Genomic DNA, 17,172 nt, shown 5'->3' on the forward strand with positions numbered 1-17,172 from the left:
GATGAAGTTCGGAAATGCAGAGTGGGAGACTCAGTGGTACGAAGAGATCGAGAGTAAAGCGAAGGGGCTCAAAGGGGAAGGCGCAGAGCTTGCACCTCTGCTGGCCGAGTTCAGCAAGACCCGCTACCTCCATGAAGGGGAGGATTCGCTGGACCGCTTCATGGCTATACTGGAAGCGCGTGCAGACGCTGCCCGGAGTGATTTTGCCGGTTACTGGGAGCCTCTGTTCCAAGTCATGCAGCAGCTGTACAGCACACATACTGTTGAGCTTGCCCGTTACATAGTTAATCATGCGATGGAGTACCCTTATGCCATAGGGTATCTGCGCCGGCCGTTCCGTACCCGGGAGGTTCAGCCGCACCGGCTGCAGATTCTCCGTAAAATCAATGCTCTGATCTATATGGAGATGGTTGAATTCTCGCTGCCGGAATATTTCAAGGGCAATCTGGATAAAGACTACAGTACCTCCTACCGTGTGGATGTGGCTGTTCCGGATGTAGTCGCCTATGAGCTGGACCGCGGCGGCAGCGGCATGGAGGATCTACTCAAGGAAGCCGTATATGGAGACAACCAGGCGGCGCAGCTTAGTCACAGTATGCTGAAGGGTGTATTCCTCAGCCACAATCAGGCGGCTATGCATATGGTAGGTGAGCTACTGGTCGCTGCCCGTCTGCAGGAGGGGCTGCGGCAGTCCATTGTCGAGCGGATGGATGAGGGGACGATAGAGAACAACCTCTATATGCTGAAGGTGATTCTCGACAATGATCTCGTGCGCTACAGTTCGGTGGTTCGTGCCCTGGGCGTATGGACAGGCATGGGCCTGGAAGCGCAGAACCAGCGGGTGGCGAAGCAACTGGTGGAGGGAGCCTATCAGGTGCTGACGGATGAAGCGCTGCGCGAGGAATGGCTGACCAGTGAGAATGCCAACCATGTCTACCTGGGCTTGTGGGGGACGGCTGTGTATGAAGAGAACGCGCTGATCGGCAAGGTTGACGTTCTCATGGAGCAGGGACAGTTGTACCAGAAGATTGTAGCCCAGTATGTGCTCTCGAACAGCCAGAACCAGGAGGTCCGCCTGCGCAGCGCCCGGCAGCACCTGAACGGGCAGGAGCCGGAGCTGCTGTACTGGATTCTGATGAACTACAACTACGATTATGACCGGATGTGGAGAGGGCCGAAGGATAACGGTCCAAGAATCGAGGTCAGAACCAGCCCCCAGCTTGCGGATAAAAGCGAGCGGCAGCGCGACTTCAGCCTGCTGAAGGCCATCTTCCTGAATCCGGACAGCCGGGAGCAGAGCGGTCCGTCCAAGGTGCTGGACTTCGTGCAGATTAACTATACCCGTGATCTGCCGGTACAGAAGATGCTCTATCTGATCTCCTATGACATGGACCCGGCCTGGGTGAACGAACTGCTTGCCTATAAGGACAAGCTGAGCCCGGATATGCGCGGGGAGCTGCTGAACTACTTCGTGCAGGATGCAGAGGATGCTGTGCAGCGCGAATTCATCTTCGCCAGCCTCTCCGACAAAAGCATGAAGAACCGCGAGCTTGCGCTGAAGCTGGCGCAGGAGCTGACCCTGACGGAGGATGAGCTGCTGATGGCCGAAGGGCTGCTGAAGCTCAAGACCGGCACGCTGCGCCAGAGCGTCACCCTCATGCTGCTGAATCAGCCGGAGGAAACGCTGGAGGCTTCCATCCGCAGGCTCGTGCAAGGCAAGAATGCCTTGCAGCGGCAGGCGGGGCTTGAGATTATGACGGTGCTGTTCGAGGATGAAGAGCGGCAGGCGCTGTTCGAAGCCGTGCGGCCGCTGGCGGAGGAGCTGGTGAAGCCTTCTGACCAGGAGCGTGAGCTGATCGGAAGGCTGAGCCGGAAGAACGAGTATACCAAGGCGAACGGCTTCGGCTTGTTCGATCCGAAGTTGACGGAGGAGTGGCTGGCTCAGCGGCCGGCAGCGGACGGATTCGAGTGGGATCAGGTGTTCAAGCTCTCGCTGGAGCAGATCAAGAAGTTTCTTAAGGAGCTGGACAACACCGTTCACAAGCACCGCGATGTGGAGTATGAGGTCGAATACTACAGCGGATATAAGGATACGCTGCTGATCGGGACCAATCTCAGACCGCTGCAGGGGTACTTATTTAACGATGAGGAGAGTGGCAAATCGGCTCTCGGGCAGTACCCGCTGCATGAGGTATGGGCTGAATATTGGGACAAGAGCGGCTGGAGCGCCCGGGATCTGATGGAGCTGAACTTCTATATGAGCCTGGAAGAGCTGGATGAGACCCTGGATAACTATGACGGTTATGATACGATGGGCATCGATGACGATGAACTCAGCAAGCAGAAGCTGCTGTCCGGCTGGCGTAAGGAGTTCGCGGCTAAAATCTACCCGCTGGAGCAGCTCGAGGCTGTGATGAAGCTGGTGGACAAGCTGAAGTACAGATGGCAGGTGGAATCGCTGCTGGATGCGTTCCGTGCCGACCACAAGAGCCCGGAGAGCTTCCGGTTGGTAAATGGTGCGGTGAATGCCCTGGTGGCTGCCTTCCCGGAAGAGAAGCTTGCGGCGGACTGGCCCTTCCTCTCGGTTCTGGCTGATCCTTGGATCGATATGGTCCAGAAGCTGTGGAAGGGACCGGAGGAGTTCAAGGAGATGTTCCGTACCTGCTACAGGTTCGAGAGGATCAGCGGCGGCGAAGAGCGGGACAGCATCATCGGGCTGAAGCACTATGTCGAGGCCTTCACTGGTGGCATCATCCGCGAGGAGACGCTGCTTAAGGAGCTGCTGCTGAGTACGGATGCACGTAACCATATGAGTTGGATCAGTTCACGCAGATACGATTGGATTGAGAACAGTCCAGAGATGGTTGCACTGCGTACACGGATCATCGACCGTCTGCTGGCGGTTGAGCTGGGGCGTGGCGACCTGCCGACCGAAGTGACCGGCATGACGATGGGGCTGCAGCGGATTGAGGGCCTGGAGTATTGTATCCGTATCCTGTCAGGGCTGAACAAGGATACCTTCGTGCGCGGGTACGTGTATGGCTATGGCAACAATATTACGAAGAAGGAATCCTTCAGCCATCTGCTGAAGGTATGTTATCCGCGTGAGGGCGATAATGCGGAGCTGCTGAAGACCTTGCTGCAGGAGTACAAGCTGTCCGATCAAAAGCTGCTGGAAGCCGCCATGTATGCCCCCCAGTGGATAGAGATCATTGCCGGATACCTGGGCTGGGAAGGGCTGCGCAGCGGGGCCTGGTACTTCCATGCCCACATCAACGAGAGCTTCTCGGCCGAGAAGGAGACAGTGGTGGCGCATTACTCGCCGATCACCCCGCAGGAGTTCAATGACGGTGCCTTCGATGTGAATTGGTTCCAATCAGCTTATGAGGCGCTTGGCCAGGAACGCTTCGAGCTGCTATATGATTGTGCCAAATATATCTCCGCCGGTGCGAACCACCGCCGCTCCCAGCTGTTCGCCGATGCTACGCTCGGCAAGCTGAGCCTGGAAGAGATGAAGGAATCGGTAGAGCAGAAGCGGAATAAAGAGCATCTGCTCAGCTACAGCCTGATTCCGCTGAAGGCAGACCGGGAGAAGGATATCCGCGGGCGGTATGAATTCATCCAGCGCTTCCTGGCGGAGAGCAAGCAGTTCGGCGCACAGCGCCGTGCCAGCGAAGGCGCGGTGGCGCAGATTGCGCTCGGCAACCTGGCGCGCAATGCCGGATATGCCGATGTCACCCGCCTGATCTGGGATATGGAAGCTCGTAAGCTGGACGACTATGCCGCGTACTTCGAGCCTTATGCGCTGGATGACGAGACTTATGTCTCGCTCAGCATCGACGAGGAAGGGCAAAGCGATGTTGTGGTGACCAGCAAGGGCAAGGCGCTGAAGTCGGTGCCCGCGCGCTTCAAGAAGCATGAGCGGATCGAAGCGCTGAAGGAGGCCAAGAGTGACCTGACCGGCCAGTTCCGCCGCGCCCGCGCTGAGCTGGAGCGGTCGATGGCGTCCGGCGGCACCTTCACGCCGGGTGAGATCGCGGGGCTGAGCCGGAATCCGGTGCTGGCTCCGCTGATCAGCAAGCTGGTGCTGAAGAGCGGCGATGCGCTGGGGTATTATGATGCGGACCAGGGCGCGTTGGTAAGCCCGGCGGGTGAGCGGCAGGCCGTGGACACCGGGGGGGTGCTGCAGATTGCCCATCCGCTGGACTTCTACCGCAGCGGACAATGGAGCCTGTACCAGAAGGACCTGTTCGACCGTCAGCTCCGCCAGCCGTTCAAGCAGGTCTTCCGCGAGCTGTATCTGCCGAATGAGGATGAGCTGGCCCAGGGCGTGCTGTCCCGCCGTTATGCCGGCCATCAGGTGCAGCCGAGCAAGACAGTCGCCCTCCTGAAGGGGCGGCAGTGGACGGTCAGCTATGAGGAAGGGCTGCAGAAGGTGTTCTATGCCGAGAACCTGATCGTCCGGCTCTATGCCATGGCGGATTGGTTCTCGCCAGCGGATACGGAAGCGCCGACACTGGAGACAGTGCAGTTCTTCGACCGGAAGACCTACAAGGGCGTGCCGCTGGATCAGGTGCCGCCCGTGCTGTTCTCGGAGGTTATGCGGGATGTGGATCTCGTCGTCAGCGTAGCCCATGTCGGCGGCGTCGATCCGGAAGCGAGCCTGACGACCGTCGAGATGCGCCGGGTCATCGTCAGCGAATCGCTGCGGCTGCTGAAGATTGAGAACGTCCGGCTGGACGGCAATTATGCGCGGATTGACGGTACGCTCGGCGAGTATGCCGTGCATCTGGGCAGCGGCCAGGCATACAAGCAGGCCGCGGGCGCCCTGTCCATTATTCCGGTGCATTCCCAGCACCGTGGGCGGTTGTTCCTGCCGTTCCTGGACGAGGACCCGCGCACAGCGGAGGTCCTCTCCAAGGTCGTGCTGCTGGCCGACGACACGAAGATCAAAGACCCGCAGATTCTGTCGCAGTTGAGCAGATGAGATGCTGGGCAATAAGCGGTAAGGGGCTAAACGTCTGCTTAGCCAGAGGATACATGGCACCGGTGCTGGAAATATAGCACCGGTGTTTTTTTGTGCGGAGGAGAGAAGGTGCCTCTTATGGCTGAGGGAGGGTTCGTGTGCCGAATGTATGCGAAAAACCGAACACAATTTGCAGGTTGGGGTGGGTGCGGTCGGAATGTAATCGAAAAACCGATCACATTTTGCTGGCGAGGGGTGATTGGTCGGAATGTAATCGAAAAACCGATCACATTTTGCTAGTGAGGGGCGAGTGGGCGGAATGTAATCGAAAAACCGATCACATTTTGCTGGTGAGGGGTGCCTGGACCTAATGTAATCGAAAAACCGATCACAATTTGCAGGTTGGGGTGGGTGCGGTCGGAATGTAATCGAAAAACCGATCACATTTTGCTAGTGAGGGTGCGTTTGCCAAATGATATCTGTCAATCGGCCGGATGATATTTTTTCGCAATTGCGCATTTTTGTATTTGGATTCTTGGACTATAATGCTACGTTTGTAGAATGAAAGGGAGAAAAAGCAGGGAATCAGTGAGGCTATGGCGAATTTTGGAGGGGAAAGTGAGGAATAAGCAATGAAGAACAAGCTCCGCCGAAATCTGCAGTCTTTGCAAGACGCATACGCATCATTATGCGGATTGACAATTATTATTACCGATCAAGCGGACAAACGAATAACAGAACCCTCCGGCTTAACCGAGATGGCATCTCTGTTGTTCGGTTCTCCTTGTGCAACCGCTGAACATGCAATTGCGAATCTGCTGGAAAAGGTCAGGAATGTATCGAAAACTATTGTCTATGAGACCCGCTCCGGGCTGAAAATGCTGGTTACCTCCATCGGGCTCAGTAAGCAAAGGCCCTATTATATTCTGACAGGCGTCTGGGTGGACGGTTGTACGAAAGAGCTGATTACCGGAAGGATTCATGAAACCGTTCCCTCCGGGGAATGGGAGGACTGGATTCAAGCTCTGGATAAGGTGCCGGTATTGGATCAGGAGGGCGTCGCCCGGATTATCAGCCAATTGGACATACTGGCTGATACCGTGCAGGCTCTGCTTGAACGGGAGCAGGGCGGAGAATATTCTGCGTATGACCTGCAGCTTATGAATCTGATTTATCTGCTGGACCCGGCAAGCCCGGAGTGGCTGCAAGGAATACTGGGCATTGTGGTGCGTATTCTTGGAGTAGAATTTGCGGGCTATGCCATGAATGCAGCAGACGGGGACCAATTCACAGTGGTGGAGACAACCGGTATGCCTAAGGATAACTCCCTGCAGGGGGCTTCTTTTTTTTACGGTGAGGGATTTCTGGGACAGGTGGGGCTCTCCAAGCAAATGGGGTACTGGAGGAATGCTGACCGCGATCTCCGGATTTCTTTTTTTGCTGCCCATGGGGTTAGGCCTAAGGTGTTAATCTGCTATCCCATCAAATACAAGGACAAGCTGTATGGGTTATTGTATGCCGGAGATCCGGCCCGCCCGGAGCTGACGGAGGAGCAGGCGGATATGGGCATGCTGGTGGCCCATCAGCTCGCTGCTTCTATGTATCATATGGAGAGCGAAGCGCTATATGAACGTCAAAAGAAGAGGCATGATACCTATAAAGAAATTGTCCAAGGGATTCTGGTTACTCAGGATAAGGAGGATTACCTGCAGCTGTTCATTGAGTTTTTCCAGCAGCAGCTAGGCAGTCCGTTCATGTGCTTGTTATTACATACGCCTGACGAAGCCGGACTGAGGATCTATTCTTCCTCTTCTGCTCCGAATGAGCTGTACACCGTCTACGCAGAAGATGCTGAACAGATCTATTTCGCTGACGGGATACCGGGGTTCAATCTGCTGAACAAGCCGATCCGGCGTGAATGGAAGAGCTGGCAGCTGGTAGAGCATCCTATGGTATTTGAACAAAGGCTGCTGGGGTTATTCACGGTCCAGTTCAGAGATGAGGGGCAGCGGCGGGAATATGAAACGATTTTTCATATGACCAATGTGCTGCTAGTGACCAAGCTGCTTGTGCAGCAGCCTGGCGCTGTGCCCTCCGGGGAGGACATTATGCGGCTGTTACGGGATACATTGCTGACGCAGGAGCCGATAGCGCATAGCAGAGCTGCGGAGATTCAAAGACTTGCACAGGACTTGCTGGAGCCGTTAAGTCACTCTGCGGAAGAGATGGAATGGATTGGCCAGGCCGCGCTCCTTGCTCCATATCCTATAGGGCTGCTGATCAAATACCTGGGTGATATTCCTGCTGTATGTGTTTTGCGCCATATGCACTATTACCTGACGGATTACAATGGGCAAGAGGATGTAGGAGAAAGTTCCCATCTGTACTTGGCGAAGGTCTTGCTTATGCTCACGAAGTATACGGAGCAGGGCGGCAGGCAATGGAAGGAAACACTTCCTATACCCGTGCCCGAGCCACTTATGCGTTCCTTTGAGCAACTGATAGCTCCTCCGCCGGTTGCAGTGCAGCAAGAGGGAGGCGTACGTTTTACTACCCGGGAAAACGATATCCTGGATGGTCTGCTGACAGGCCTCAATAACAAGCAAATTGCGGAGAAACTGTTTATCAGTACGCATACTGTCAAGAATCACATAACCAAAATCTACGAGAAGCTTGGTGTGCATAGCAGATCACAGGCGATCTCGCAAATATATCAAGCGACCGGCAAAAAAGATTCTTTATAAAAGCAATGATTACGCAGCATGTAAGCGTACATTGCTTTTTTTGTGCAAATATAAGAATTTATGGGTTTCACGCTATACATTATCCTTCTATTCCTCGCTGAAACGGTACCGTCCTTTAAAAGGACGGCAAAGCCGTTTCCACTTGATAAAGGAAAGAAGGCCTGTAGAAAAAAGGAAGATTATGTCGAAACTTAGGAACCAATGGCGATAGGCGCAGAGGCCTTACGTTATACATAATAGGGGAAGCTTTGTAGGCTCGACAAAATACATATTGAGGAGTGCTTCATTTGAAACTAAACATCCGCACCAAATTGTTGGGAGGCTTTCTGGTTATTGTAGCGTTGCTTATATTTATCAGCGGGCTATCGATTATGAAAATGGCGGGCATGAACAGCAACTCTGTACAGATGCAGAGCTACAACTTCCCCGCGCTCGTCAACATTGCTGAGATCCGGACCGAGCTGTACAAGCTGCGCGGTGATCTGCTCAAGCTTATCCTCGAAACCGATGATTCGGTGAAGGAGGAGATTCAGGCAGTTATTAAAGCGGATCAGGACAAAATTGCTGACCGGATGAAGGTCTATGGAGAGCTCACACTGAATGCGGATCAACGGGCTGCATTAGAGATCATTAAGCAGAGCGTGGATAACTATAACCAATCCGTACCCAAAGTCAATGAACTGCTGGATAAAGATCAGAATACGCAGGCCTACGGCGTCTTAATCGACGCACTGCCTGATTTGCAGAAGGCTCAGGATACCGCCGATCTGGCCGCCAGTAATGTAATCGAAGGTGCAGATGAACGGATCGACTCTACGGTTGCCAGCTATACCTCGGGAAGATTGATGATCCTGATCATCTCCATCCTTGCGGCACTTGCAGCCATTACGCTGGGCATCGTGATCTCACAGGGAATTGTGGGTCCGGTATCCAAGCTGCTCGCTGCGATGGTCCGCATGGCAGGCGGTGACCTCAGGGAGGAGATTGCGATCAAGAACCGGGATGAGTTCGGCCGGCTGGCTGCAGCAGCCAACGAGATGATTACCAGCCTGCGCAAGCTGATTGGCGGGACGGTCGAAGCGGCGCAAAGTGTCGCGGCCTCCTCTGAGGAAATATCGGCAACCACCGAAGAAATAGCCAGCGGCAGCCAATCCCAAGCCCAGGCGGCGCAAAATATCAATCAGCTGGTTCAGGATCTGACCCGGGGCATCGATGAGGTTGCGAAGAATGCCGAGCAGGCATCGGAGCTGTCGCTGCTGACGCGTCAGGGTGCTGAGGAGGGAAGCACTGCGGTAAGAGAATCCGGCCTTGGTATGAGTAATCTGTCGGAGAAGATGGAGCTGCTTGAGCAGGATTCCCAGAAGATCGGCGAAATTATCGAGGTGATTGATGAGATTGCCGAGCAGACCAATCTGCTGGCGCTCAATGCAGCGATTGAGGCAGCGCGTGCCGGTGAGCAGGGACGGGGCTTCGCCGTTGTCGCCGATGAGGTCCGCAAGCTGGCTGAACGGAGCAGTGAAGCGACCAAACAGATTGCCCTGATCATCCGGGTGATGCAGAAGAATACGGTTCTGAGTGTGCAGGCTGTCAGTGACGTATCGGCCCTGTCCGAGCGTACAGAGCGGCTGATCGATGGTATCGTTACCCGCGTCAATGATACTACCCAGCAGATTACAGGCATCGCTGCGGCTTGTGAGGAACAGGCGGCGCAGACGAACGAGGTGCTGCTCTCGATTGAATCCATTGCGGCCGGAAGCCAGGAATCCGCCGCAGCAGCCGAGGAGACGGCCTCCTCCTCGCAAATGCTCGCCTCCTTGGCGGATGAACTGAATAGCTCGGTGTCGGTGTTCAGATTGTAGAGGGGGAGTAAGCCATGCTGGCTGCACGAACGGAGCAGTACATCATCTTCCGGCTGGTACAGGAGAAGCTGGCCATCGATATCCGGGAGATTAACGAGATTATCAAGATGGAGCCTATCACAGCCGTGCCTAACAGCAAGTCTTTTATTAAGGGCGTAATTAATTTACGCGGCAAAATTATACCGGTGGTAAGTCTGTGCAGGCGGTTTGGCCTGGCAGAATCTCCACCGGATACCCGGTCAAGGATCGTAGTGGTACATTACCGGCAGGAGGCCATAGGGATTATGGTGGATTCCGTAGAAAAGGTGGCTTCCTTTCATGAGGTAGAGCCGCCTCTGGAATCCCATGAAGTGCAGGGCGTGCAGTACATGGACGGGATCGGCATGTGTGCCGGGGAGCTGATCAGCATTCTGAACATCGGGCGTCTGTTAAGTGACGGGTGAAGGCCAACGCATGAAGGCGGGGAGGAGAACTGAGATGAACGAGTTTCATAATATGATGTATTTGGGCGTTTTTCTGGATGAAATGGACGAGCAGCTGCGGTATTTGGATGAGGCCCTGCTCATGCTGGAGAGCAAAGGGTATCAGAATGACATTATTCAGAGGCTCTTCCGGGGCGCGCATACGCTCAAGGGCTCATCTGCGGTCATGGGCTTCAAGCAGCTTAACCGGCTGACGCATCAGATGGAAAGTGTGCTAGAGCTGCTCAGGGGCAGACAGCTGGACGTAACCTCCGAGTTATTGAACATTCTCTTTGATTGCGTAGATTTCATTAAGGAGCTTCGTCAATCCATTCTGAGCGGTGCCCTGGAGGAGGGGGACATCTCAGAGCTGTTGCGCCGGTTAAAAGAGGTGCGGAAGACAGCAGCCGAGTCTCCCGCTCCTGCTGCTGAGGGGCTTCCGCAGGGAGAAGCGGGGCCTGTGCCGGATATGATCTTCGATGATATCCGTAAAGAGCAGATCCAGGCAGCTATAGATCAAGGCTCTGCGGCAATGGCGGTTCATATTCAACTTGCTGCTGAGGAGCCGATGAAATATGTCCGCGCGAAGCTCGTAGAAGCCAAGCTGCGGGAAACGGGCGAGGTTATTGCCACCTTCCCCGAGCTGGAAGCCCTCGAGAGGGATGCGCAGTTCTCCGGTGCTATTGCATATATTCTGCTTACACAGCAGTCCCGGCAGGATATGATGGCCAGTCTGCAGGAAGTCTCACAGATTGAAATTATACATACAGATCCTATTACGAAAGCAAATCTCGACACCTTCACCGAAGGAAAAGAGGCTCGGAAAAATAACGGCTATGCGGCCCAGACTGTCCGTGTGGATGTGGAGCGGCTGGAGGGACTGCTGAATCTGGTAGGAGAGCTGATTATAGATAATACCAGGCTGCACAGTGTCCGTTCCAGATTAAGCGAGCAGTTCAAGAACAACAGTGATGTTCATCTGCTTAATGATATCGCAGGACATTTGAATATGGTCATCAGCGATCTTCAGGAGGGGATGATGAAGACCCGGATGCTGCCGATGGAGCATCTGTTCGGCCGCTTCCCCAGGATGATCCGGGATTTGGCGCAGAAGTCGAACAAGGAGATCGAGTTCATCATTGAGGGCAATGAGACCGAGCTGGACCGCAGCCTCATTGAGGAGATCAGCGATCCTCTGATCCATATTCTGCGCAACGCCGTGGACCATGGGCTGGAGCTGCCGGAAGAACGTGCAGCTCTCTGCAAGCCGCGGAAAGGGACCATTACTCTGCGGGCAAGTCATCAAGGGAACATGATTGTCATTACGGTATCCGATGACGGCAGGGGCATTGATACCGGCAAGGTCAAAGAAGCCGCTGTGCGTAAAGGCTTCGTCACCACTGATGAAGTGAAGCGTATGACGGACAAAGAGCTGGTGATGCTCATTTTCCGCTCTGGCATCTCAACAGCCCGTACGGTCACAGATCTATCCGGCCGCGGAGTGGGCATGGATATTGTCAAAGCACATATAGAGAAATTAAATGGCATTATAGATATTGAGACGGTTCCTGATCAGGGGAGTATATTCACGATCAAGGTCCCGCTGACGCTTGCCATCATCCGTTCCCTGCTGGTTAAGCTGGGGAGCAGTACCTTTGCCATTCCGCTGATTAATGTCATTGAAATATTCAGAATGAAGGCGGAGGATATTGTTACCATTCAGGGGCGGGAGGTCTGCCAGTTCCGCGATCAGGTGCTTCCGCTTGTCCGTCTGCACCATATGCTGCAAGTGGAGGAAGGCGAGCATACGGTGAACGGCCGGCTGTTCGTTGTCATCGTCGGCTTCGCGGATAAGCGGGTCTGTCTGGTAGTAGATCAGACGATCGGCAATCAGGAGATTGTCATCAAGTCACTGGGAAGTTACATAGGCAACGTTTCTTATATCGCAGGCTCAACCATACTTGGCGACGGCCGAGTGGCCCATATCCTGGATATAGGCTCGATTGCAAGGGAAACAGGCTCGGCACACGATGCACTGCTCCAAGAGAACACAGTTACGGCAGGGGATCAGGATAGTCAGAGCGAGAAATATATCACCTTCAAGCTGGAGAAGCTGGATTTCGGGATTCCGATCCGCCAAATGAAGGAGATTGTACCTGTTCCTGAGATTCATTCGCTGGTGTCTGCCCCGGCTCATGTCCTGGGAATGATCAATCTGCGCGGATTGCTGTTCCCGGTCTATGACATACGGCCCAAGCTCGAAATGGGCAGCGGTGAACAGACGGCCGGCTCCCGGATTCTGATCTGCGAGGTATCCGGACAGGAGGTAGGGATATGGGTGGATCAGGTGTCAGCGGTGCAACTGCTCGCAAGGGAGCACATGGATGAGGCGCCGGATCACATTCTCCAGAATCCAGAGGTGCTGGATGCCGTCTATAAAGACAACCATCAGTTTATTCACTTGCTGAATTTGGAGAACCTGCTGGACCTGCACGCCTGCTGCATTACCGGTCCCGTATCACATGACCGATCCCCGGAGTGATCTCGCTGAAGCCGGCCATGTGGCGGGACTGATAGGCAATGGGCCGGGCGCTGGCGGTCATGAGGATATTGCGCAGATCGGCGGTCCCTTCTGCCGGGAGGGCGAAGGTTCTGGTATATGGATACACTTCACGGAGTGTGGTATGAATAGCACTGATGAAGCGGTCATTGCCGCTGCGGCCCATCAGATTCATGATGATCTGGCCGTGTCCGTTCAGCTTGGCACGGGTTAGGCGGAAGAACTCCAGCGTGGTGAAATGAGGCGGCGTCCCGGCAGCGGTGAAGGCATCAAGCAGGATATAGTCATGGCCGCGTTCCGGCGCGGCTTCCAGCAGGCTCCGGCCGTCACCGATCAGGATGTTATCCTGCGTGTAGCCAAAGCGGGTTCTGCTGTATTCCACCACCTTCGCATTCACCTCAGCCACCGTAAAATGCTTCTCTGCGAAATAACCGGCAATCGTACCAATCCCGTGTCCGATCAGGAAGACACGCTCGAAATGCGGATTGCCCGCCTCCATCAGATGAATCATCGCCCGGGGATACTCGAAGATCACCCGGCGCGGATGGTCCAGATCCAGTGCGCCCTGAACAGCTTCCCCCGAGAATTGCAGTACCCGGAACCGTCCGGTCTCACCATATAGCTCGGTTGTATCGTAGACCTCGATGTCCTGAGAGTCGTGTTTAGGATGGGATGGTGCGTGCAAGCGGATCAGACTCCTTCTGCAGATGGGATTCGTTCGTTACAACCTTCATAGTAACATAAAGCAGCCGCAGGAAGGGCTTCCTGCGGCTGCTTGTATTTCTCAAAAGGGGCTTAAGCCCCCTTAATGAACCAAACTCTCCAGTTCGGGCTGGAGCTTGTGCCGCAGGGCGTACAGCATGGCGGCACCGACCAGGAAGGCAGCGGCATCGGCAATGACCAGCGACCACACCACTCCATGGAAGCCATTCGTCCGGTTGGCGAAGAAGAGCACAGGAATCAGTGTGACCCCTTGAATAATCGACATTACGAATGCGGCCGTTCCCTGCGCGGTAGCCTGGAAGATCCCCATGAATAAGGTGGTCAGCCCTGATATGAATAAGGACAAGAAGGTGACATGCAGAATGTAGCTGCCCATTTGAATCATTTGCGGATCTCTGGTGAACAGACCGATCAGATGGTCGGAGATCAGATAGACGACGATGCCGAATACAGCAGCCATGGCGGCCATCGCTTTTACCGTGAATCCGATGGTATGCTTCATGCGCAGCTTATCCGCTGTGAATGAGAAGGCAATGAGCGGCACGACTCCCTCGCACAGGCCCATCAGAATAAACTCGGGGAATTGCAGCAATCTTGAGGATATCCCGTATGCGGCTACAGCCGCATCCCCATATTCGATCAGGAACAGATTGAAGATCAGCGACATGGCTCCCAGAAAGACACTCATAATGAAGACCGGAACGCCGATTTTGAACACATTGCTGAGAATATCCTTGGTGGCCTTGAACCATTTGAAGGAGACTGTGAGGAATTGGCTTTTGTAGCCCATATGGAAGGCATAGTAGGCACTCGCAACCATGTTGGCCACAACCGTTGCCGACGCTACGCCAATTACACCCCAGTGGAGCACGAAGATAACCAGTGCATCGAGCAGGATATTAACCACCACGCTGAGCATCATACCGATCATGGAGACGATGGCTGCACCCTCGGAGCGGACCATATTCTCCAGCGTAAAGAACAACACGACAAACGGCGCGCCAATCAGCATGACTGTGACATAATCCTTCGTGAATCCATAGGAATCCGGCGTTGCCCCCAGACTGTGCAGGATGGGGCCGATCAGCGGCAGGCCCACGGCCATCACGAGGAGGCCAAGCACGATACTGCTGTAAAAGGCGAAGGAAGACACTTGCTTGACTTCATCATATTTGTGCTCACCAAGCAGCCGCGAGATATATGTGCCGCTGCCGATGCCCACCAGATTGCCCAGCGCCATGATGATGGCGAACAGCGGCAGGGTCAAGGCGAGTGCGGTCAGCATGGCCGTATTGTGGAGAGTGCCCAGGAAATAGGCATTCAGAATCGAATAGATGACGTTCATGGATGTGCCTAACATCATGGGCACGGCGAAATGGGCGACGGCTTTGGTGATGGGTGCTTTTTCAAAATAATAAAGGTTTTCGGTATCCATTAGGGATCACTTCTTTCACTGATTTTTGTTAATCTAACGGCGTTAGATTGAACCTTACAGTGTTAGATGATATCATGAACCTAATGGACTGTAAAGCATAAACTTACACTGTTAGATAAAAGGGCGGATAGCGATGAAAAAAGCACAACCTCAAATCTCGGAAGACCGGATTCTGGAAGCTTCGTGGGAGCTTCTCAGGGAGGGGGGAATCGAAAAATTCAGTATGCGGCGTCTGGCGGACCGGCTGGGGATTCAGGCTCCCTCGCTGTATTGGTATTTCAAGAGCAAACAGAACCTCTACCAGCGGCTGGCCAACCACATCTCCAGAGTCATCCTGGAGGAGCACCGCCCGGAGGGCGACTGGAAGGAGCAGCTGACAGCATTTGCGGTAACGGTACGGAGTGTGCTCAGCCGGTATTCCTGCTCTACGCAGCTTATGATGATGACGCTGCCCCACGAGCCGGACATTATCCGGTTCAACAACCGGATGCTGCACTGTGTGGAATCCACGCCGCTTGAGGAGGCGCAGAAGGTGCAGGTGGTCACTACACTTGTGAACTTCGTGTTCTTCTTCGTGCTGGATGATTATGAGCATGAGCGTAATGTCTCCATGATGGCTAAGGAACAGCAGGAGCCTCCGGGCGAGGAACTGCTCCGCCTGATGGACTCCATGAACGAGAAGGAGGTTGGGTTATTCCGCAGGATGTTTAAGAATGGACTGTTCGAGCTGCTGGGGACCGATGGGGCTTTTGAATTCGGCCTGAGGCTGATTCTGCTTGGGACGGAGCAGGTGATTAAGGAGCATGAGCATGGAATACGGAAGAACACTTAACGACAAAATCAAACAATGATATAGATAACAAATAACATATTGCCAGCCCGGGTTGGAGGCTCCAAGGAGTCACCCTCATTCTACCGGTGAGATTCGTTTGAATTCATTCGGTGTTACACCGACAACCTTCTTGAACAGCTTGTTGAAATAAGCGGGATCGGGATAGCCGACTTCAACGCCGATTTCATGGATTTTGAGGTCCGGGGCATTCTTCAGCAGCTGCTTGGCCTTGCGGATACGGATTTCGATCATGTAATCGGTCAGCGTGAGGCCGGTTACCTGCTTGAACAGCTTGCTTAGATAGCTGGGTGTAAGATAGACCATCCCCGCCAGGGTATTCAGATCTGCGTGCTGGTTGTAGTGGGCCGAGATCCAGCGTTTGACCGTCTCAATAGCGGTGCCGGACAGCTCGAGACGCTGGGCGCGGATACTGATCAGGGCGGCTGAGAAGGAGGCTGCGAACAGCGTCTCCATATCTGCAAACCGCATACAGTCCGCAATCTGCTCTTCCAGACTCAGCGCAGCGCCCTTGCGGTAGACCGCCTCGAATTCCGGCAGCTCCTTGCGGGCCAGCGCTTCAATCTCCCGGCAAATGCCGGGAATCTGCGCGGGCGATACACGCTCTTCCGCAAGCCCCGAGAACAGCTGGTGCAGTCCTGCCTGGATGCCCTCGATATTCAGGATTTGCAAATCATGGACCAGCAGATCGCGGTAAGCGGCAACCGGCTCAGCCCTAGTCTTCTCCGGCAGCATCAGCTCGTCCACCGTAGCGTAATACAGCAGCCGGGATTGATACATTCCCTGATCACAGGCCATCCTGGCCTCCAGATAGGCATCCCCGAGCCGGGCAGCGTCCGCATAGGGGCGGCTGATCCCCACATGAAGGATATGCCCTGAGGCGGCAGTGTGCAGATGCTCCCGGATCTCCTGCAGCTGATCCGGTGTCAGCGGCTGCGCAGCGTACCAGACCCAGGCCTGGAGTCCCCGGCGCAGCTCCAGCACATCGAAGCACTCCGGCTTGTGCTGCCGCAGCTGCTCTGCACAGGCCCGGACGGCTTCGGGCGAGTCTCCCTTAAGCAGCAGCACCGAGAAATAAGGTGCGGGCAAATGAAGGCTGGCGAGCAGCAGCCCCGGGGGCTCCGCCATATGCAGGATAGAGAGCAGCATTCCGGTGCGCTGCCGTTCCTCCTGCTCACGCAGCAGCGTGCGCTCCTTGTCCAGCTGGTACAAAATCTCGAACAGCTGCTCTTTATTGATCGGCTTCAGCAGATAATCGACCGCTGAGCTGCGGATTGCTTCGCGGGCATAATCAAATTCCACGAATCCGCTCATTAAGAGGGAACGGACCTGGGGGCGGCTGACTCTAAGCTGCCGAATCAGCTCCAGGCCCCCGGTCTGCGGCATGCGGATATCGGTAATTACAACATCGAACTGGAGGGAAGGCAGCTCATCCAGGAGATGCCTGCCGTCGGCATATGTACGGATAATATGAAATTCAGGGCTCTCCCTGCTGATCATCCGGGCCAGCCCCTCGCGGATCAGGACCTCATCATCTACGATTATTATACGCAGCAAGCCGCTCTCCCCTTTTC

At 54.7% G+C, this 17,172-nt stretch carries 10 protein-coding genes; 6 read left to right on the plus strand and 4 right to left on the minus strand.

What is annotated here, in order from left to right:
* Position 1 precedes the first annotated feature (1 nt).
* The 5 genes from NST26_RS03715 (at position 2) to NST26_RS03735 (ending at position 12,572) form a co-directional block, all read left to right on the plus strand.
* The gene (locus tag NST26_RS03715) at positions 2–4,987 is read left to right on the plus strand and encodes a DUF4132 domain-containing protein (RefSeq protein ID WP_340978573.1); all 4,986 of its coding nucleotides are present in this window, start codon (positions 2–4) and stop codon (positions 4,985–4,987) included.
* A gap of 611 nt (positions 4,988–5,598) precedes the next feature.
* Positions 5,599–7,710: a LuxR C-terminal-related transcriptional regulator gene (locus NST26_RS03720; protein ID WP_340978575.1), complete on the plus strand. Its 2,112-nt coding sequence runs from the start codon at positions 5,599–5,601 to the stop codon at positions 7,708–7,710.
* Positions 7,711–7,997: 287 nt separating this feature from the next.
* Positions 7,998–9,569, plus strand: a complete 1,572-nt coding sequence (locus NST26_RS03725; RefSeq protein ID WP_340955969.1) for a methyl-accepting chemotaxis protein — start codon at positions 7,998–8,000, stop codon at positions 9,567–9,569.
* Positions 9,570–9,583: 14 nt separating this feature from the next.
* Entirely contained in the window at positions 9,584–10,012 is a 429-nt protein-coding gene (locus NST26_RS03730; RefSeq protein WP_340978576.1) for a chemotaxis protein CheW, read from the plus strand.
* A gap of 34 nt (positions 10,013–10,046) precedes the next feature.
* Positions 10,047–12,572, plus strand: a complete 2,526-nt coding sequence (locus NST26_RS03735; protein WP_340978578.1) for a chemotaxis protein CheW — start codon at positions 10,047–10,049, stop codon at positions 12,570–12,572.
* On the opposite strand, the gene NST26_RS03740 is transcribed toward NST26_RS03735, so the two are convergent.
* From NST26_RS03740 to NST26_RS03750, 3 genes are read right to left on the minus strand one after another with little or no spacing between them, the layout of a single operon-like run.
* On the minus strand, positions 12,535–13,275 hold the full coding sequence (locus NST26_RS03740; RefSeq protein WP_340978579.1) for a spermidine synthase: 741 nt from the start codon (positions 13,273–13,275) through the stop codon (positions 12,535–12,537). The genes NST26_RS03735 and NST26_RS03740 overlap by 38 nt on opposite strands.
* The gene (locus NST26_RS03745; RefSeq protein WP_268748485.1) at positions 13,253–13,378 is read right to left on the minus strand and encodes a hypothetical protein; all 126 of its coding nucleotides are present in this window, start codon (positions 13,376–13,378) and stop codon (positions 13,253–13,255) included. Before NST26_RS03745 ends, NST26_RS03740 begins: the two co-directional genes overlap by 23 nt.
* Before the next feature lie 17 nt (positions 13,379–13,395).
* A complete protein-coding gene (locus tag NST26_RS03750) occupies positions 13,396–14,748 on the minus strand; it encodes an MATE family efflux transporter (protein ID WP_340978580.1) in 1,353 nt (450 codons plus the stop codon).
* A gap of 133 nt (positions 14,749–14,881) precedes the next feature.
* On the opposite strand from NST26_RS03750, the gene NST26_RS03755 reads away from it, so the two are divergent.
* Positions 14,882–15,580 (plus strand): TetR/AcrR family transcriptional regulator, encoded by a 699-nt coding sequence (locus tag NST26_RS03755; RefSeq protein WP_340978581.1) that lies wholly within the window; start codon positions 14,882–14,884, stop codon positions 15,578–15,580.
* 75 nt (positions 15,581–15,655) lie between these two features.
* Here NST26_RS03755 and NST26_RS03760 read toward each other — a convergent pair whose 3' ends face one another.
* Positions 15,656–17,155, minus strand: coding sequence for a response regulator (locus NST26_RS03760; protein WP_340955959.1), 1,500 nt, complete (start codon positions 17,153–17,155; stop codon positions 15,656–15,658).
* Positions 17,156–17,172: the final 17 nt, after the last annotated feature.

Source organism: Paenibacillus sp. FSL R7-0128 (assembly GCF_038002245.1).
Taxonomy (GTDB): Bacteria; Bacillota; Bacilli; order Paenibacillales; family Paenibacillaceae; genus Paenibacillus_AQ; species Paenibacillus_AQ silagei.